We start from the raw sequence: 19,412 nt of genomic DNA, 5'->3' as shown, positions 1-19,412 counted from the left end.
GCAATTAAGTTGGGTTCATAATCAATAACATTCAAAACCTCATTGATCTTTTCGAGTGCAGCAGGAGAGACTTTTCCTCTGTTGTGCAGAACACGGTCTACAGTTCCTTTAGAAACTCCAGCCATTTGCGCAATATCCTTAATTGTGTACTTTTTATCCATATAGACAAATATAAAAACTTTGATTTAATAAACGCATTTTTTCTGTAAGAATTAATAAATGTGCTCGAGAACATAAAAATAGTGTGTTCGAGCACATTTTTATATTTTTTCTTGTTTTATAAAAATATAATCTCTAGTTTCGTGAAATCAAAACCAAAAAACTAAAATAAATCTATAACCAAACAGCACTTTAATTTATTGAAATAAAGTGTTTTAACACAAAGTGTTTAAGTGAAAAAAATTACGTCATTAGCTCCCGGCCGAACCTGTCTTTTTGGAGATCATCAAGATTATTTAGGGTTGCCTGTTATAGCCTGTGCGATAGATCGAAATATTAAATTGATTGCAACAGAAAATCAGACCGAGACATTTGTTCTGAATATGGTTGATATTAATGAAATTAGAGTTATTGATATACACGAGGCTTTCGAAAAATTAGAATCAAGAGATTATTTTGCTTCCTCATTGCGCGTATTGCGCAGACACGGCTGTAAGCCTACGTCTGGTTATGATATTACAATTACTGGAGATATTCCGATTAATTCGGGAACATCGAGTTCGTCGGCTTTGCTGATGGCTTGGATTCGTTTTCTGATAGAAGCTTTTGGAGTCGATCATGAAGTTACGCCCGAATTTCTTTCTAAATTAGGTTATGAATCTGAAGTTTTGGAACACGGAGAACCTGGCGGAATGATGGATCATTTTAGCATTGGCGTTGGAAATATCGTTTATATCAATACAAAAAAACCGTTTTCTTTTAATGTAATAGGAACAGAATTAAAAGGATTGATTACTGGAGTTTCAGGTGTTCCAAAGGAAACTATTGGTTTGCTTGGCGAATTAAAAGGCAATGCTTTAATGGCAATTGATCTTGTAAAGCAGAATTATCCACAGTTTGATTTAAATGCTGCTGAAATAGAGGATTTGGATAAATACAGAAATTGCCTTCCAGATCGTATGATTCCGTTTTTTGAAGCGGCAATCAAGAATTACTATTATACCAAAGAAGCGTTAAAGGAATTCGAAAAACCAGTTTTAGATCTTAAAAAAATTGGAGCATTAATGAATGGTCATCATGAAGTTTTGCGTGATTTACTGAAAATAACTGTTCCAAGAATTGATGCAATGGTTAACGCTGCATTAAAAGCAGGAGCATACGGAGCAAAAATTGTAGGCTCTGGCGGTGGCGGAAGTATCGTTGTAATTGCCGATCCTAAAAACGAAGACGCAGTTATAAAAGCGATTTTAGATGCTGGAGCCCAAGAAGCTTACGCGGTAAATGTTGATCCAGGAGTACGAATTATTGATAATATTGAAATTTAAAATAAAATGCATGACAGTTTAGTAATTCTAGCCGGCGGAGCTTCTTCTCGTATGAAAAAAGAAGCGGTTACAGATAATTTATCTCCAGAAGAAATTGTGCAGGCCAACGAAAGAAGTAAAGGTTTAATAGGTGTTGGTTCAAGCGGAAGACCTCTTTTGGATTATCTTTTATGGAATGCGAAAAAAGCAGGCTATAAAAACATCTATATAATAATAGGAGAACAAGGAGAATTATTTAAAGAGTTTTATGGAAGTAAAATAAAGGATAACGATTTTCACGGACTCAATATTTCATTTGCTGTTCAGTATATTCCTGAAGGAAGAGTAAAGCCTTTTGGAACTGCAGATGCTCTTTTTCAGGCTGTTGAGCAATATCCAGAATTAAATTCGCAGTTTTATTCGGTTTGCAATAGCGATAATTTGTATTCGGCTGAAGCATTGCGAGCTTTAAGGGAAACCGAAAGTCCGAATGCTTTTATTAGTTATGATCGCGATGCAATGGATTTTCCGCTAGAGCGTATTTCCCGTTTTGCAATTGCAAAATTGGACCAGAATAATCAGTTGTTGGATATTTTAGAAAAACCTACAGAAGAAGATTTGGAGCAATATAAAGATGCGGAAGGAAAAATACGTGTTAGTATGAATGCTTTTAAGTTTAACGGCAAGACCTTATATATACATCTTAAAAATTGCCCTGTTCATCCGGAGCGTGATGAAAAGGAGCTTCCGACGGTTCTTTTGAACTCCGTTAAGGAAAATCCGAATACAACGATCGGAATTCCGTTTTCTGAGCACGTTCCTGACCTGACTGCTAAAGAAGATATTGCCGAAGTAAAAACATATTTGGCAAAATATTATCCTGATTTAAATTGGAATAATAAAAATTAACAAAACTTTCATATCTAAATTAGAGAATAAGGAAATTTAATGTAGTACTTTTGTTTTGCAAAAAAAATGCAGATATTTGCATAAATTACGCAATCAATAATGTGAGAGTTGATTCTAATTTAGATTTTGAATTAAATAAATCTATAACTAAATCAACCAAAAATTATGACAAACATTCAAAGTACATTACAGCTGGAGAAAAAAAGTACCATTGTTCCGATGGTAATTTTGACCTTATTGTTTTTTATTCTAGGATTTGTAACCTGGCTTAACGGACCACTAATTCCGTTTTTTGAATTAGCTTGCGAACTAACTTCTTCGCAAGCCTATTTTGTGACTTTCGCATTTTATATTGCCTACTTCGTAATGGCAGTTCCTTCTTCTTATATTATTGAAAAAGTGGGATATAAAAACGGAATTTCTTTAGGATTATTGATTATTGCCGCGGGAGCTTTTATGTTTTATCCAGCGGCTTCAAGTCGTACATTTCTCTTGTTTTTATTAGCTTTATTTATCATGGGAACTGGTTTGGCAGTTTTGCAGACAGCTTCAAATCCGTATGTTGTTGTAATTGGCCCAAGAGAAAGTGCTGCTGCAAGAATCAGCGTTTTAGGAATTGCAAATAAATTGGCGGGTTTTGTTGCGCCAATTGTGCTTACTATTTTGGTTTTGTCTAATATGCAGGACTTTACCGCAGACAAAATTGCCTTGATGGATGAAGCTGCAAAAACTAGCGCATTAAATTCTCTTGCTTTGCAATTACAAACACCGTATCTTTATATGGGGTTGATTATTACAGTTTTAGCTGTAATGGTGAAATTTTCTCCTCTTCCAGAAATTGATTTGGGCGAAGATGGAAATGTGTCAGAATTGAGTGTTTTTAAACAAATTAAAAATGCTTTTCAGCACCCGCAGCTGGTTTTAGGAGTAATAACTCTAATGTTGTATTTATCTGCCGAAGTTTTGGCGGGGGATTCAATCGGAGCTTTCGGAAAACAATTGGGAGTTTACGGTGAAGAAGGGAATTTTTATCTCAAATTAACCTCATTTACCATGTCAGCAATGGTGATCGGCTATATTCTTGGTATAGTTTTGATTCCTAAATATGTTTCGCAAGTCACTGCTTTAAAAGTGTCTGGATTACTTGGTTTGGTGTTAGTTACGGCAATTGTTTTGATCTCTCCAAAGATAATGATTGCATTGCCTGGAACTCCAAATATACCTTTAGTAATACTTTTAGTGGCGCTTTTAGGATTGGCAAATGCATTATGCTGGCCGGCAATATGGCCAATGGCTCTGCAGGATTTAGGAGGTTATACAAAGATTGGAAGTGCTATTTTGATTATGGGAATTATCGGTGGAGCAGTTTTTCCACTTTTTTACGGAATGATTACAGAAAGTATCAATTCTGCAAATGTTGCAAAAAATATGCAAGAGGTTTCGAAAAGTGGAAATCAGTTAGCATATTTAATGCTGTTGCCTTCTTATGCAATGATTTTGTTTTATGCTGTTAAAGGGCATAAATACAGGAAATGGAATAGTTGAACAAAAAATAAAAATTAATATATCATGTTAAAAAGTAAAATCGACAAAGCAACAGGTTTCGAAAAACGATTCGAAAACATTAACACAGTTGTTTTCGAAAACTCAACAGATGCTTCAAAAGAAGTAGCGCAAGAAATTGCGTCTTTAATCAAAGAAAAACAAAAAGAAGGAAAGCCTTGTATTTTAGGATTAGCTACTGGTTCTTCTCCAAAAGGTTTGTATGCTGAATTAGTGCGTCTTCATAAAGAAGAAGGTTTGAGTTTCAAAAACGTAATCAGTTTTAACTTGGATGAGTATTATCCAATGGAACCAAATTCAATCAACAGTTATGTTCGTTTCATGAAAGAACTTTTGTTTGATCATGTCGATATTTTACCTGAAAACGCTCACGTTCCAGACGGACTTTTAACTAAAGAACAAATTGCAGATTATTGCCACGAATATGAAGCTAAAATAGAAGCTTTAGGCGGAATCGATCTTCAGATTCTTGGAATTGGAGGAAACGGACACATCGGATTTAATGAGTCTGGTTCGCTTCAAAACTCTAAAACTCGTTTGGTGGCTTTAGATCATATTACAAGAGTTGCGGCAAGTAAAGATTTCTTTGGTTTAAATAATACGCCAAGAACTGCGATTACGCTAGGTGTTAAAAAAATCATGGAAGCAAAAAGAGTGATTTTGTTAGCTTGGGGTGAAGGAAAAGCAAACATTGTAAAAAAATCTGTTGAAGATGAAGTTACAAACCGAGTTCCAGCTTCATTTTTGCAAGAGCACAACAATGCGGTTTTTGTTTTAGATAAAGAAGCTTCTTCTAAACTAACAAGAATCAATAAACCTTGGTTGGTTGAGAAAATCGTTTGGACAGACAAATTAACTCGTAAAGCAGTTTTAGGATTAGCATTAGATCTTAAAAAACCAATTTTAATGCTTACTGATGCAGATTATATCGAAAACGGAATGAGCGATTTGTTGGCAGATTCAGGTCCAGCTTACGATACTAACATTAAGATATTTAATAAATTACAAAATACAATTACGGGTTGGCCAGGTGGAAAACCAAATGCAGATGATACAAATCGCCCTGAAAGAGCAGAGCCAGCTAAAAAACGTGTATTGATTTTTAGCCCGCACCCTGATGACGATATTATCAGTATGGGAGGAACTTTCATGCGTCTGCAAGAACAAGGGCACGAAGTGCATGTAGCGTACCAAACATCTGGAAACATTGCAGTTGCTGATGATGAAGCGCTTCGTTTTGCTAGATTCGTGATTGATTACAACGAGAAATTCGGAATCAAAAGCGAAGAGGCAGATAATATCTACAAAAAAGCTGAAGTATTCTTGCAGAACAAAAAGAACAGCGAAATTGATATTCCAGAAGTTCGTTATATTAAAGGTTTAATCAGAAAAGGAGAGGCTAGAGCTACAAGTCATTTTGTTGGTCTTCCAGATTCTCAAATTCACTTTATGGAATTGCCTTTCTATGAAACAGGAACAATCGAGAAAAAACCAATTGGACCAGAGGATATTCAGTTGACGGTTGATTTAATTGAAAAAATTAAACCGCACCAAATTTATGCAGCTGGAGATTTAGCAGATCCACACGGAACACACAAAGTTTGTTTGGATGCGATTTTTGAAGCGGTAAAAGTTTTAAAACCAAAAGAATTCATGAACGACTGCTGGTTGTGGTTATACCGTGGAGCTTGGCAAGAGTGGGGGATTGACGAAGTTGAAATGGCAGTTCCAATGAGCCCTGATCAGGTTTTGGCAAAACGTCACGGAATTTTCAAACACCAATCTCAAAAAGACGGTGTTGTTTTTCAAGGAACAGACGCAAGAGAGTTCTGGCAGAGAGCGGAAGACAGAAACCGTGAAACAGCAGAATTGTACCACCAATTAGGTCTTGCGACTTATGCTGCAATGGAAGCTTTCGTGAGATGGCACTATTAAGATTCTAAGCTGCTAAGATTCTGAGATTCTAAGTTTTTTTAGTCTTTTAGAAAATTAGTAATAAAGCTTAAATAATATTTTTGAAGCAGGAAGAAGAAATGAAATAATATTCTTTTTTCTTGCTTCTTTTTTTGTTTAGATTCTAAGTTGCTGAGTTGCTGAGAAGCTAAGTTTTAATCTGTGAGAATCCTTTTATCCCGATAGTTATCGGGAGTGGCAAAAGAAAAAATAAATGGTAGTTTTGCATAAAATGAAATAAGCAGAAAATCTATTAAATCTTGCTTCTTTCTTCTTAAAAACTATGGATCAAGATAAAAAACAACTCATAAAATTAGCTCACACCAAAATGCCTTTCGGAAAATACGAGGGAAAATATTTGATAGATTTACCTGAATATTACGTGGTTTGGTATCATAATAAAGGATTTCCAAAAGGAGAATTAGGGCAACAATTACAATTAATTTATGAGTTGAAATTGAACGGATTGGAAGAATTGATTCGAAATATCAAAAAACAATATCCAAAACCTTAATTCAGAAAAAGAAGGTTAATTTAATTGTTAATAACTTAGATTCTATAGTTATAGTTTGTGTTAGTCGTTTTCTATTTTTGTCTGAACTAACAAAACAATTTTTTATGGAAAACAATTTACCTTCTTCAAATGCTGGTCAGTCGCTAGGTATTATCGCTTTAATTTTTGGTATTATAGGTGTATTGGCAGCATTTATCCCTTGCTTTGGTTTTATAGCTGTAATATTTGGCGTCCTTGCGATTGTGTTTGGAGCAATTGCTTTAAATCAAGCAAAAAAAGAAAATGCATCTACTTCTTTGCCAAAAGCAGGTCTTTATTTAGGAATCGCAGCAACAGTTTTTGTTATTATCTGGGTTGCTATTTTTGTAGGCTCAGTAGGTTCTATGGCTTTAGAACACAAAGATGAAATTAAGAGAGCTTTAGATTCTGTCAAAATAGAAAAAATAGAAACAGATGATTCTTTAAATGTAAAAGTACAGGTAGATTCTACTACAATAGAAACTACTGTAAAATAATTTCTTGAATAAATGTTTCTTTCTCAAGAAATTGATTCTTATAAAAAGATAAACGTAATTCTGGCTTTCCTAATTATGTTTGTCTTTTTTTATTGCTTTTTTCTTCCCTATTTAAATTTTGGTTTGCAATCATCCTGTGAAGGATTGCCTTTCGCATACTGTAAAAGCCGTGGTCTTACAAGAGCTTTTTCTCAAATCCTTCGATTTCATTTTCAAGAGGCGATTGCTTACAATCCATTTTCTATAAAAATTTTTTGTTTCTTTTGCTTTCAGCTTATTGCTAGGTTTTTGGTTAATTGGATCATTTCTTTTTCCATATTCAAAAAAGTATTAATTTTTGATGTATCTATAAGTGCAATTTCTTTCCTTTTTTGTTTTTATAATTTAATACTTCCTTATTAGAAATTAATTACATTGTGTTTTTTAGTTTTAGTTATGAATTTTTAGCTAATAATGATAAAAAGCATTCATTTTGATAATATAATTGATAGGGAAGTATATAAAATAAAATGTGCTTAAAATTTTAAAAATTATCTCATTCTGGAATTGATAAATTGTCTAATTAAATTTGTACTTTTGCCAAGTTTTTTACACAACTACTTACAAACAAACAACAGAATGAATCAAACAAAATATATTTTTGTTACAGGAGGTGTGACCTCTTCATTAGGAAAAGGGATTATCGCGGCATCTTTGGCAAAATTGTTACAAGGAAGAGGATACCGCACTACAATTCAGAAATTTGATCCATATATTAACGTAGATCCGGGGACACTAAACCCGTACGAGCACGGAGAATGTTATGTGACAGATGATGGAGCTGAAACGGACTTAGACTTAGGACACTACGAGCGTTTCTTGAACGTTCCTACTTCTCAGGCTAATAATGTTACTACAGGAAGAGTTTATCTTTCGGTTATTGAAAAAGAAAGAAGAGGAGAATTTTTAGGAAAAACGGTTCAAGTTGTTCCTCATATCACAAACGAAATCAAAGACAGAATGCAATTGCTAGGTAAATCTGGCGATTATGATATTGTAATTACTGAAATTGGTGGAACGGTTGGTGATATCGAATCTCTACCTTATATAGAATCTGTTCGTCAATTAGTTTGGGAGTTAGGTGAAAATAACGGAATTGTTATTCACTTGACATTAGTTCCTTATTTGGCTGCTGCAGGTGAATTAAAAACAAAACCAACTCAGCACTCTGTTAAAACATTAATGGAGAGCGGAATTAAAGCAGATATTTTGGTTTGTAGAACAGAGCACGAATTGTCTCAGGAGTTACGCCAGAAATTAGCTTTATTCTGTAATGTGAAGAAAGAAGCAGTTATTCAGTCAATTGATGCTTCTACTATATATGAAGTTCCAAACTTAATGCTTGAAGAAGGATTAGACGTTGTAGCTTTAAAGAAATTAGATTTACCTAAAAAAGCATCTCCAGATCTTAAAAACTGGAATACTTTCTTAAAAAGATTAAAAAGCCCAAAACAAACGGTAAACATTGGTTTGGTTGGGAAATATGTAGAAATGCAGGATTGTTACAAATCTATTTTAGAGGCGTTCATTCATGCAGGAGCTGCAAACGAAACAAAAGTAAACGTAATTTCTATTCACTCAGAGCATATCAATGCTGATAACGTAGAAGAGAAATTAGGCTCTTTAGACGGAGTTTTAGTTGCTCCAGGTTTTGGTGAAAGAGGTATTGAAGGAAAAATCGAAGCAGTTCGTTTTGTACGTGAAAACAACATTCCTTTCTTCGGAATTTGTTTAGGAATGCAAATGTCTGTTATCGAATATTCTAGAAATATTTTGGGTTATGCAGAAGCGAACTCTACAGAGATGAACGATAAAACGTCTCATCCGGTTGTGAGTTTAATGGAAGAACAGAAAAATGTAACCGATAAAGGAGGTACAATGCGTTTAGGTGCTTGGAAATGTGATATTAAACCAGACACTTTAGCATACAAAATTTACGGAGAAAAAACTATTTCGGAGCGTCACCGCCACCGTTATGAGTACAACAATAAATATGCTGATGAATTGCAAAAAGCTGGTTTAAAAGCTTCTGGAGTTAATCCTGATACAGGTTTAGTAGAAATCGTAGAGCTTGAAAACCACCCATTTTTCATTGGTGTACAATACCACCCAGAATACAAGAGTACAGTTGCAAATCCGCACCCAATCTTTGTAAACTTTGTGGCAGCTGCAGTAAATGCACATAAAAAACAGTAATTAATATTTTGAGAAACTTGTAACTTTTGAGACCAACTCATTACTAATAAGCTTCAATGAATAACTTTTTTAAATTATAATGGAAGAAAAAAAATTAGACCTCAATTCAATCATTGGTTTTGTATTGATCTTTGGAATTTTGATTTGGATTATGTACCAAAATCAACCTTCTGAAAAAGAAATCGCTGCTGAAAAAGCCAAGAAAGAATTAGTTGCTAAACAAGAAGCACAAGCAAAAGCAGATAAAGCAAAAACGGCATCATTACCAGCTGCAGCTGTAACTCCTGGAGATACAGTTCAATTGGCGCAATTGCAAAAAACTTTAGGAGGATTTGCTTATTCTGCAACACTTCCTTCTGCAAAAGAAGCTTTTACTACAATCGAAAACGAAAAATTAAGATTAAAGATTGCAAATAAAGGTGGATACATTGTTGAAGCTACTTTAAAAGAATTCGAAAGATTAAAAAAAGGTTCTGGTGAGTTAGTTGAGTTAATTAAAAATAATAACTCAAACTTAAATTTACAGCTTCTTACTACAGATAATAGAACATTAAATTCTAAAGATTTATATTTTGAGCCAACATTAGAAAAAATTGGTGCAGACCAAGTTCTTTCTATGCGTTTGAAAGCTGGAGCAAATGAATTCTTAGAATATAAATACATTTTAAAGCCAAACGATTATTTAGTTGGTTTTGATATTCGTTCTCAAGGTTTAAACAGAGTTTTAAATTCTGCTAAACCAGTTGATTTGCAATGGGATTTAAAAACATACAGAAACGAAAAAAGCGTTGCGTATGAAAACCGTTATGCACAAATTGATTACAAATACGAAGAATCAAAATACAATAACGTAAGTTCGCACGGGCAAGGTAAAGAAGAAACTCCTACAAAAGTTAGTTATGTAGCGTTTAAACAGCATTTCTTTACTACAATTTTATCTACAGATAAACCTTTTGAAACTTCAAAATTACAATCTGACGATTTAGTTAAAGATGATAAAATTGATACTGTTTTCACAAAACAGTTTAGAGCTAATTTGCCTTTAGCGTTTTCAAATGGAGAGATCGATTACAAAATGAATTTGTATATGGGTCCTGCAGATTACAAAACTTTAAAAGCATACGATAAAAACTTCGAAAAGATTATTCCATTAGGATGGGGAATCTTTGGATGGATCAACAAATGGATTTTCATTCCGTTATTCGGATTCTTAAGTTCAACAATCGGTTTATCATTAGGTATTGCGATTATTATCTTTACAATTATCATCAAATTGGCCATGTCGCCAATTACCTATAAGTCATTCTTGTCTCAGGCTAAAATGAAAGTTTTAAGACCTGATATTGCAGAGTTGGGAGAAAAATTCAAAAAAGACCCAATGAAGAAACAACAGGAAACAATGAAACTGTACAACAAAGCAGGTGTAAACCCAATGGCAGGATGTATTCCGGCATTGATTCAGTTGCCTTTCATGTATGCATCGTTCCAGTTTTTCCCTGCAGCATTTGAATTAAGACAAAAAAGCTTCCTTTGGGCAGACGATTTATCATCTTTTGACTCGGTGGTAAAATTACCATTCAATATTCCAATGTACGGAGATCACATCAGTTTGTTCCCAATCTTGGCGGCAATTGCGATTTTCTTCTACATGAAAATGACTTCAGGAGATCAGCAAATGGCAGCTCCTCAGCAAGAAGGTATGCCAGATATGGCAAAAATGATGAAAATCATGATTTATGTTTCGCCATTAATGATGTTAATTTTCTTCAATAATTACGGATCAGGATTGAGTTTGTATAACTTTATTTCAAACTTAATTACAATCGGAATTATGTTTGTTATCAAGAATTATATTGTAGACAGTGATAAAATTCACGCTCAAATTCAAGAAAACAAACAAAGAGAGCCTAAAAAGCCAAGTAAGTTCCAACAGCGTCTTCAAGATGTAATGGAACAGCAAGAAGCAGCAAAAGCTCAAGCACAGAATAAAAAGAAGAAATAATTCTAAATAAAAAAAATCTCGATTTATCGGGATTTTTTTATACCATTATACTTTATAATTAAGATTTTCGTTAAGCTTAAAAAATAGAATTTATTATGATCTCAAAAAATATCATATCTGGGGTATTATTCCTAATAACATTAATTTCGAATGCGCAGACAGAAAGTAACAAACTAGATACAGCTGGAAAAAAAGATGGATTTTGGAAAGGAACTTACGCCGAATCTAAACGCCCACGTTACGAAGGAACTTTTGATCACGGAAAAGAAACAGGTGTTTTTAAGTTTTTTGATGATACAAAAAAAGGAGATGTTATTGCTACAAGAGATTTTAGTGCAAATGATGGAGGTTCGTACACTATTTTTTTTGATCAAAATAAAAATAAAGTAAGCGAAGGAAAAGAAGTGGGAAAAGTACGTGATGGAGAATGGAAATATTATCACAAAGCTTCTAAAGTTTTAATGACAGTTGAGAATTATAAAAATGGAAAATTAGATGGCTTAAAAACTATTTATTACCCAAATGCTCAAATTGCTGAAGAGATGATGTACAAAAATGGTTTAAAAGAAGGAGCATATAAGAAAATGGGAGTAGACGGAACACTCTTGGAAGAATCTAACTTTAAAGATAACGAATATAATGGAGATGCCGTTTTTTATGATTCAGACAAATCGGTTGCTTCTAAAGGTAAATTTGTGAATGGTAAAAAAGCTGGAATGTGGCAGTTTTATCAGAAAGGAAAATTAGTGAAAGAAGTGAATATGAGTGATCCTAAAAACACGAATAAAGCTTCTGAAAAAGGCGCAGCGCCGAAAAAGTAGCAATCTAAAAAGTTCAGAATTCATTCATTAAAAAATAAAATAGGTAAAGAATAAATTGTTTACATTTGATTAACCAATTATTCTAACTAATGGATTTAAATGAACTTTTAGGACGATTTTTACTGTTGTTTTGCTCAATTTTAGTTCTGTATTTTTTCTCCAATAGAAAAGATAACGCAACCATAAATCCATTGATGGTTATTGTCGGACTTTGTACTTTTTCTCTTTGTTATCTTTTTACTAAAATCGAAATTGGTGTCGGAATAGGGTTTGGATTATTTGCCATTTTTTCAATACTCCGTTTTAGGACACAATCCTTTACAGTAAATGCAATCATCTTTCTATTTGCAACAATCACATTGTCTATTTTAGACATTATGTATCCGTTTGAAAAGATTGAATTATTATTATTCTTTCAGATCATAATCATCGGATTTTATATAGCAGCTTCAATTATTGTCAATAAGAAAGCGTCAAAATATCTAAATTCCGTTGATATGAAAATTTCTCTTGACGATAATTTTTCTTTAAAGACAGAGATAATTAGAAAATCAATTCAAGAGAAAATTAAGATTGAAGATTTTGATTTTAGAATTGTACTAATCAATACTGCAAACAACGAAATAGATTTATTAGTATTCTATTAATCGTTGAAAGGACGAACTTGTTTAATGTATAAATCTCTTTTTTCGCCCACAATTTTAAACTCAATATCTACAGGATGAAATTGGTTTTTGCGCCAATAACGATACATTTTGGTTTCAATTTTTTTGCTGACATCATATAGATTACTCATTTCTTTTCGGGTCAATAAAGGTTCGTTATTATTTAAATTTGAATTGGAAGTATAGTCGATATCAAAATCGGTTTCGTCCTTTCCGTCATTAAAATGATACGCTACAAATTGTTCGCAGATTTCGCCTTTTTCGGGTTTTACAACTGAGTTTTCTCCTTTTTGAACATTAACCGTAATTCCTGGAAAGTTTTCTCTAAATATATTTTTGGTAATAATTACGCCATTTGCTAGCTCGTCAGGAAAAGAACGATGCACTAAAACACCCATGACAATATTGTGCTGATCGATTCCAAAAAGCTCTCTTTCGTTATACGAAGCCTCGTTCCAGACGCTTGCCCATACTTGTTTGATCGCTTTTTCGAAAGTTTTGATCGAATCGCCTATAATTCCTGTTTTAGAATCGTACAATCCAGCACCATTAAAATCATCCAAATCTTCTGCGTTTGTAGAAGAACGAAATCTGAAGTTTTTGAATTTTGCATCTTTAAAAGCGATGTTTAATTTCGAAATTAATTCGGGATCGATAGGTTCTTTTTTAATAGCGTCTCTAATTTTCTTAAGCTGTTTATTGATCCAAATTATAGAATCTTTTTGCGGAAAGGCTAAAAGTTCTGCAATTAATGGAGAAATAGTAGGATTCTGAATATGCTTTGTATAATAGTAAAACGGAATAGCATGCGCATTTTCGGGTACTTTAAACGTAATTTCTTTTGAAATCGCAATTAAATACGCCATGTTTTGTGCTTTTGAACCAATATAATTAACTCCCTTTTTTGGAATTTCAGCCAAGTTCACTAATTCGGTAATGCTATTATCAATAATGAGCTTTTTCTTTTTTCCAGATGTTTTTACTGGAATCTTTTTGGTTGTTTCTTTGATGAAGAAAGTATCGACTTCTATCTTTAATTCTACTTTTTTAGAAAGCAGTTTTTTGATATTGTTATCTTTTTCAATATTGGTATAAGCCATAATGGGAATCTTTCTGTTTTTTCCTAGAAGAACCAAATGGCTTAAAGGCGTCTGGAGTTCATTTACAATAATTCCTCGCACATTTGGAAGAACATCAGGTGTTCCATCCAAAATAATGATTGCGTCAGAATTAGGCTTTGTGGATTCCAATTCCTTGATTTTGTATTTTTTTAGAATTCCAATATTAGTTCCTCTAACAACTTCTTGATATTTGATTTCGCCAAAAATATAATCTGATTTAACACACGGAATTTTGAATTTCTGTTCTTGATACCATTGCATCATATCGGGATTGTTCAAATAGAATTTTAGTTTTTCGCCAATAAATGTGGAATTTTTAACCATACCAAAAAAACGTTCAATTAATGGAACTGGCATATGATCAGATGCAGCGAGTTCAAAAATCCATTTGTCAGTTCCTTTTATGTGATTTAAATTTCCGAGAAGAAAATCTCTGTTTTTTTCTGTATCGCTGTAATTTTCATTATTAAATATTTCAAGATCTTGGCTATAGCCCAAATAATTGACAACGAAATCATAGTGAAGTAAAATAACGCTACTGTTGAAATAATACATTTTCTGTTTTCGCATATCATAAATCACTTTTACCGATTCGATATTCGAAAATTTATCAGACAAAGGTTTTCCTCTAAATGCCTTGTAAGCTTCATAATTTTGCAGGGACGCGCTAAATCGCTGCGCACTTAGCGAGGTTAAGATGAAAAGGAAGAATAAGCTGTAAATGAATTTTTTCATATAATACAAATAGATGATTAAATGTAATTAAAAAAAGAACTCATTGGGTGAAATTGTTTTTGTCAATTTTACACTGTCCAATTAAATTTAAATCTTTGCAAATCTGCTTTAATCTGTATAAATCTGCGTGAAAGTTATCGATCGAAAAAAGTATTTCACGCAGATTTTAAAAGATTTTAGCAGATCAAATTTGATTTTTATTCTATTAATTATTCGATTTCGTTCAACGAGCAAAAACAGAATAAGTTTTATCTACTGCGGGATTGCTTAAACTAATGAAAACCATGGTGAAATTTTCTATTATTTGGTGTACCTTTGCAACCTTAAAAAATTAAACATTTCAAAATGAAACGAGTAGTTGTTGGACTTTCGGGTGGAGTAGATTCTAGTGTTGCAGCATATCTATTGCAGCAGCAGGGATACGAAGTTATTGGCCTTTTCATGAAGAACTGGCACGATGATTCGGTTACTATTTCTAACGAATGTCCCTGGCTGGAAGACAGTAACGATGCTTTGCTTGTTGCTGAAAAACTGGGCATACCGTTTCAAACTGTTGATTTAAGCGAAGAGTACAAAGAAAAAATCGTTGATTACATGTTCAACGAATACGAAAAAGGCAGAACTCCAAATCCTGATGTGCTTTGTAATCGCGAAATCAAATTTGATGTGTTTATGAAAATCGCTTTAAGTCTTGGTGCAGATTATGTAGCAACAGGACATTATTGCCAAAAAAGTGAAATTGAAGTAGACGGAAAAACGGTTTATCAATTGATTGCTGGAAATGATGTGAACAAAGATCAGTCATACTTTTTATGCCAGTTGTCTCAAGAGCAATTGTCAAAAGCTTTGTTTCCTATTGGAGCTTTAACAAAACCAGAAGTACGCGAAATTGCTGCCGAAATGGAATTGGTTACAGCTGAAAAGAAAGATTCTCAAGGTTTATGTTTTATTGGAAAAGTTCGTCTTCCAGAATTTTTACAGCAAAAACTACAGCCAAAAGAAGGTAAAATTGTTCAGATTGATAAAAATGATCCGATCTATACTGTTGAGAAATCGGCTGAACTTTCTTTAGAAGAAAAATTAAAGTTAGAATCTCAAAAATTAGACTACATTCCAACAATGGGGAAAGTAGTTGGAAAACATCAAGGCGCACATTATTTTACAGTTGGACAAAGAAAAGGTCTAAATGTTGGTGGTACAACAGATCCTTTGTTTGTAATTGCTACAGATGTTGAAACCAATACTATTTATACAGGCATGTCAAGCCAGCATCCAGGTTTGTTTAAAAAAGCGCTTTTTGTTGGAGAATCTGAAGTGCACTGGATTAGAGAAGACATGACGCTGAAAGCTGGTGATAAAATGGAAGTAATGGCTAGAATTCGTTACCGTCAGCCTTTGCAAAAAGCTGTTTTATATCAGTTTGAAGACGGAATGTATGTTGAGTTTGAAGAACCGCAGTCTGCTATTACAGAAGGACAATTTGTTGCTTGGTATTTAGAAAATGAATTAGTTGGTTCGGGAGTAATTTCTTAGCTTTATACTTTATTTGGGAGTAAATCCCTTAAAGGTATAAATTGATGAGATGTAGCTTTACTTTTCTTTTATTACTTCTTTCGTTTACAGTATTTTCACAAGAAGATGCGTGGGTTTATTTTAATGGTAAACCTAATGCACAAGCTTTTTATGTCAATCCGTTAAGCGAGCTTTCTCAAAGAGCCTTGGATCGAAGAACGAGCCAGAATATTGCTTTAGATATTACTGATGCTCCTTTGGAAACTTCGTATATAAATCAAATTACATCAAGCGCAGGAATTACAGTAAAAGCGCAATCAAAATGGCTCAATGCACTTCATGTTCAGGGAACTCAATCGAACATTAATGCCTTAAAATCACTGTCTTTTGTTTCTAGAGTAGAGTTTGCCGATAGAACTTTAAATACTACAGGGAAAAGAGTTTCTGAAGCTTCGGTAAACCAAGTTCACGAACAGTTAAAAACTACAATTGACTATTCTTACGGAAATTCTGCGAATCAAATTCAGATGTTAAATGGACAAGTTCTCCATCAGCAGAATTTTACTGGGGAAGGAAAAATTATAGCCGTTATGGATGGCGGTTTTCCTGGAGTAAATACCGCACAGCCATTTGAAAATCTTAGAAATAATAATAAAATTCTAGGTGGTTATGATTATACGACCAGAAATAGCAATTTCTATACGGGCGATTCTCATGGAACTTTGGTGCTTTCAACAATGGGAGGTTTTAAAGCAAATTCTTTAGTTGGAACTGCTCCAAATGCCTCATATTACCTTTTTATTACAGAAATTCAAGCTCAAGAAATTCCGTTGGAAGAGTCGCTGTGGGTAGAAGCTGCAGAAAAGGCAGATGCTTTAGGAGTCGATATAATTACTACTTCATTAGGATATTTTCTGGATAGAGACGAAATTAGATACAATCATACTTATAGCGAGATGAATGGAACAACGACTTTTATTTCTCGCGGTGCCGAAATTGCTTTTAGCAAAGGAATTTTGGTTTTGGCATCTGCTGGAAATGAAGGGACTCAAGTAGAAAAACATATTGGTGCTCCTGCAGATGCGGTTTCTGTATTGACAGTTGGTTCTGTTAATGCTTCTAAAGTAAGAGCTAGTTCTAGTTCTATCGGACCAACTTATGATGGAAGAATAAAACCAGATGTTATGGCACAAGGAGCATCGGCGGTAGTTTCTGATGCAAATGGAAATATTGTGACAGCAAGCGGAACGTCATTTTCATGTCCGATAATGGCAGGAATGGCGGCTTCTTTATGGCAGGCTTTTCCAACTAAAACCAATAAAGAAATTAGACAAATGATTTTGCAATCTGCTGATAGATATGCGAATCCTGATAACAATTACGGATACGGAATACCAAATTTTGGAGCAACTTTGAGTGTTGATGATTTTATTGCCGAAACTGCTTTTTCAGTTTATCCAAACCCAACTCAAACATTGATTACTTTTTCTTTTTTAAATGAAGACAATACAGCATCAGTAACTATTTATTCCGTTCTAGGACAGAAATTAATTGAAGAAAAAATTAGTAATTTAAATCCCGTTCTGTCGCTGCAATCTTTACAAAGCGGACTTTATTTTTATAGTTTTGACGCCAATAAACTGCATAAGACAGGAAAGATAATCAAGCAATAATTTTCTTAATGAATAAAATCACCCAACTTTTCAATATTAAATATCCTATCATTCAAGGCGGAATGATCTGGAACAGCGGTTATAAATTAGCATCGGCAGTTAGTAATGCAGGCGGACTTGGGCTTATTGGTGCAGGTTCTATGTACCCAGAAGTTTTAAGAGAACACATTCAAAAATGTAAAAAAGCAACTGACAAACCCTTTGGAGTCAATATTCCGATGTTATATCCTAATATCGAAGAAATCATGAATATTGTGGTTGAAGAAGGCGTTAAAATCGTTTTTACGTCAGCTGGAAATCCTAAAACTTGGACTTCTTTTTTGAAAGAAAGAGGTATTACGGTTGTTCACGTGGTTAGTAGCAGTGTTTTTGCTTTAAAAGCACAAGATGCTGGCGTAGATGCGGTCGTAGCCGAAGGTTTTGAAGCTGGCGGTCATAATGGACGTGAAGAAACCACGACATTAACCTTGATTCCGATGGTAAAAGAAAAAATCCAGATTCCGCTGATTGCCGCAGGAGGGATTGCTACAGGAAGAGGAATGCTTGCAGCAATGGTTCTTGGAGCAGATGGTGTTCAGGTTGGAAGTCGTTTTGCAGCGTCTATAGAATCTTCTTCGCACAATAATTTTAAAGAAAGTATAGTTAGTACTTTAGAAGGAGGCACGCAGTTGACATTGAAAGAATTAGCTCCTGTTCGATTGATTAAAAATAAATTTTATCAAGATGTGCAGGAATTGTACCAAAAATGTCCTTCTAAAGAAGAATTAATACAGCTTTTAGGAAGAGCTAGAGCCAAAAAAGGAATGTTTGAAGGAGATTTGGATGAGGGAGAATTAGAAATTGGACAAGTTGCGGGTCTGATTCATGAAATTTTGCCGGTTGAAGAAATTATTCGACAAATGATTGCCGAATTTGAAGTCGCATCCAAAGAAAAGAGTACTTTTGAGTTTTAATTACCTGCAAGAAATATTTTATGAATTCCCTACGCCCCTACATATTGTTACTGTTTTTAGCTTTTGGATTGCAACAGGTTCAGAGTCAGTCTTATCATTTTAAAACATCAGGATTTAGTGTTCTAGAGAAAAATGAAAGAGGTAAGTGGGGAGAATGGTCTAATCTTGATCTGGTAAATCTTTCGGTGGTTTTAGATACCGATAAACACAGGATTGTAGTATATTCTCAGGAAATTCAGTTGTACAATATCTTAGATTATATCGAAAGAGAAGAAAATGATACCGATATCGTTTATTCTTTTATGTGTAAAGATAATGACGGAAAAGAATGCAAACTGTCAATTATCACCCGAAAAAAGCAAGATTACAGAAAACAATTATATATCAATTATGACAATCGTATTATTGTCTATAATATTATTACAGTTTAAAAATAAGCTTCTAAGATGTTAAGCTCTTCTGAGATACTAAGTTTTTTTAGATTATAAGTATTTCAGATTTAATTAAAAATAATAAACCCGACAGGTTTTAAAATCTGTCGGGTTTGCTATATAAACTTAGTATCTCAGAAACTTAGCGTCTTAAACTACAAAGAATCAATATCCTTAATAAACTCATCATATTCTAAATAGAACATTTCTAGAGCGTGCATATTTTCGTTGAAAAAATCAAAAATAGTATCCCAAGTATTTTTATTGCTGAAACCAACGCCAAGTTTTTCAACCCAAATTCTGCTGATGGTTTTACCGCTTTCTAAAGTGTGGTTTTTCTCAAAGAC

Annotated in this window: 18 protein-coding genes; 15 read left to right on the top strand and 3 right to left on the bottom strand. The window is 33.7% G+C overall.

Going from position 1 to position 19,412, the window contains the following annotated elements; all coding sequences use genetic code 11:
• The coding region (locus tag B3J44_RS24295) for a LacI family DNA-binding transcriptional regulator (protein WP_414654827.1) at positions 1-161 on the bottom strand (161 nt) is incomplete at its 3' end.
• A gap of 231 nt (positions 162-392) precedes the next feature.
• Here B3J44_RS24295 and B3J44_RS21850 point away from each other — a divergent pair.
• The 11 genes from B3J44_RS21850 (at position 393) to B3J44_RS21805 (ending at position 12,622) form a co-directional block, all read left to right on the top strand.
• The gene (locus B3J44_RS21850; protein ID WP_286971402.1) at positions 393-1,484 is read left to right on the top strand and encodes a galactokinase family protein; all 1,092 of its coding nucleotides are present in this window, start codon (positions 393-395) and stop codon (positions 1,482-1,484) included.
• 6 nt (positions 1,485-1,490) lie between these two features.
• The gene (locus B3J44_RS21845) at positions 1,491-2,372 is read left to right on the top strand and encodes a sugar phosphate nucleotidyltransferase (RefSeq protein ID WP_286971400.1); all 882 of its coding nucleotides are present in this window, start codon (positions 1,491-1,493) and stop codon (positions 2,370-2,372) included.
• 165 nt (positions 2,373-2,537) lie between these two features.
• Positions 2,538-3,917 (top strand): sugar MFS transporter, encoded by a 1,380-nt coding sequence (locus B3J44_RS21840; RefSeq protein WP_286971398.1) that lies wholly within the window; start codon positions 2,538-2,540, stop codon positions 3,915-3,917.
• A 24-nt stretch (positions 3,918-3,941) separates the two neighbouring features.
• Complete coding sequence (nagB, locus tag B3J44_RS21835; protein WP_286971397.1) at positions 3,942-5,870, top strand: glucosamine-6-phosphate deaminase; 1,929 nt, start codon at positions 3,942-3,944, stop codon at positions 5,868-5,870.
• Between the two features lie 301 nt (positions 5,871-6,171).
• Positions 6,172-6,402: a DUF3820 family protein gene (locus B3J44_RS21830; protein ID WP_008462478.1), complete on the top strand. Its 231-nt coding sequence runs from the start codon at positions 6,172-6,174 to the stop codon at positions 6,400-6,402.
• A 104-nt stretch (positions 6,403-6,506) separates the two neighbouring features.
• Positions 6,507-6,917: a DUF4190 domain-containing protein gene (locus tag B3J44_RS21825; protein WP_198857019.1), complete on the top strand. Its 411-nt coding sequence runs from the start codon at positions 6,507-6,509 to the stop codon at positions 6,915-6,917.
• 12 nt (positions 6,918-6,929) lie between these two features.
• Positions 6,930-7,319, top strand: coding sequence for a DUF2752 domain-containing protein (locus tag B3J44_RS24290; RefSeq protein WP_414654826.1), 390 nt, complete (start codon positions 6,930-6,932; stop codon positions 7,317-7,319).
• Between the two features lie 216 nt (positions 7,320-7,535).
• Complete coding sequence (locus B3J44_RS21820) at positions 7,536-9,152, top strand: CTP synthase (RefSeq protein WP_278022251.1); 1,617 nt, start codon at positions 7,536-7,538, stop codon at positions 9,150-9,152.
• Positions 9,153-9,231: 79 nt separating this feature from the next.
• On the top strand, positions 9,232-11,154 hold the full coding sequence (gene yidC, locus B3J44_RS21815) for a membrane protein insertase YidC (RefSeq protein ID WP_286971394.1): 1,923 nt from the start codon (positions 9,232-9,234) through the stop codon (positions 11,152-11,154).
• Between the two features lie 95 nt (positions 11,155-11,249).
• Positions 11,250-11,975 carry a toxin-antitoxin system YwqK family antitoxin gene (locus B3J44_RS21810; protein ID WP_286971393.1) on the top strand — a complete coding sequence of 242 codons (726 nt, stop codon included), beginning with the start codon at positions 11,250-11,252 and terminating at the stop codon, positions 11,973-11,975.
• Between the two features lie 89 nt (positions 11,976-12,064).
• Positions 12,065-12,622: a DUF4956 domain-containing protein gene (locus tag B3J44_RS21805; RefSeq protein WP_286971392.1), complete on the top strand. Its 558-nt coding sequence runs from the start codon at positions 12,065-12,067 to the stop codon at positions 12,620-12,622.
• Here B3J44_RS21805 and B3J44_RS21800 read toward each other — a convergent pair.
• On the bottom strand, positions 12,619-14,496 hold the full coding sequence (locus B3J44_RS21800; RefSeq protein WP_286971390.1) for a PEP/pyruvate-binding domain-containing protein: 1,878 nt from the start codon (positions 14,494-14,496) through the stop codon (positions 12,619-12,621). The two genes, B3J44_RS21805 and B3J44_RS21800, sit on opposite strands and share 4 nt — an antisense overlap.
• Before the next feature lie 345 nt (positions 14,497-14,841).
• On the opposite strand from B3J44_RS21800, the gene mnmA reads away from it, so the two are divergent.
• Genes mnmA through B3J44_RS21780 form a run of 4 tightly spaced genes read left to right on the top strand, consistent with a single transcriptional unit; the run spans position 14,842 to position 19,065 of the window.
• Complete coding sequence (gene mnmA, locus B3J44_RS21795) at positions 14,842-16,029, top strand: tRNA 2-thiouridine(34) synthase MnmA (protein ID WP_414654825.1); 1,188 nt, start codon at positions 14,842-14,844, stop codon at positions 16,027-16,029.
• A gap of 44 nt (positions 16,030-16,073) precedes the next feature.
• The gene (locus B3J44_RS21790) at positions 16,074-17,681 is read left to right on the top strand and encodes a S8 family serine peptidase (protein WP_286971388.1); all 1,608 of its coding nucleotides are present in this window, start codon (positions 16,074-16,076) and stop codon (positions 17,679-17,681) included.
• An 8-nt stretch (positions 17,682-17,689) separates the two neighbouring features.
• Positions 17,690-18,634, top strand: coding sequence for an NAD(P)H-dependent flavin oxidoreductase (locus B3J44_RS21785; protein ID WP_286971387.1), 945 nt, complete (start codon positions 17,690-17,692; stop codon positions 18,632-18,634).
• Between the two features lie 20 nt (positions 18,635-18,654).
• Positions 18,655-19,065 carry a hypothetical protein gene (locus B3J44_RS21780; protein ID WP_286971385.1) on the top strand — a complete coding sequence of 137 codons (411 nt, stop codon included), beginning with the start codon at positions 18,655-18,657 and terminating at the stop codon, positions 19,063-19,065.
• A 155-nt stretch (positions 19,066-19,220) separates the two neighbouring features.
• Here the strand turns inward: B3J44_RS21780 and B3J44_RS21775 are convergent.
• A partial coding sequence (locus B3J44_RS21775; protein ID WP_286971384.1) for a DUF4268 domain-containing protein occupies positions 19,221-19,412 on the bottom strand: 192 nt, incomplete at its 5' end.

Origin of the sequence: Flavobacterium sp. UBA4854, assembly GCF_002399805.1 — a bacterium.
In the GTDB taxonomy this organism is placed as follows: domain Bacteria; phylum Bacteroidota; class Bacteroidia; order Flavobacteriales; family Flavobacteriaceae; genus Flavobacterium; species Flavobacterium ginsengisoli.
This window is presented reverse-complemented; position numbering and strand designations above follow the sequence as displayed.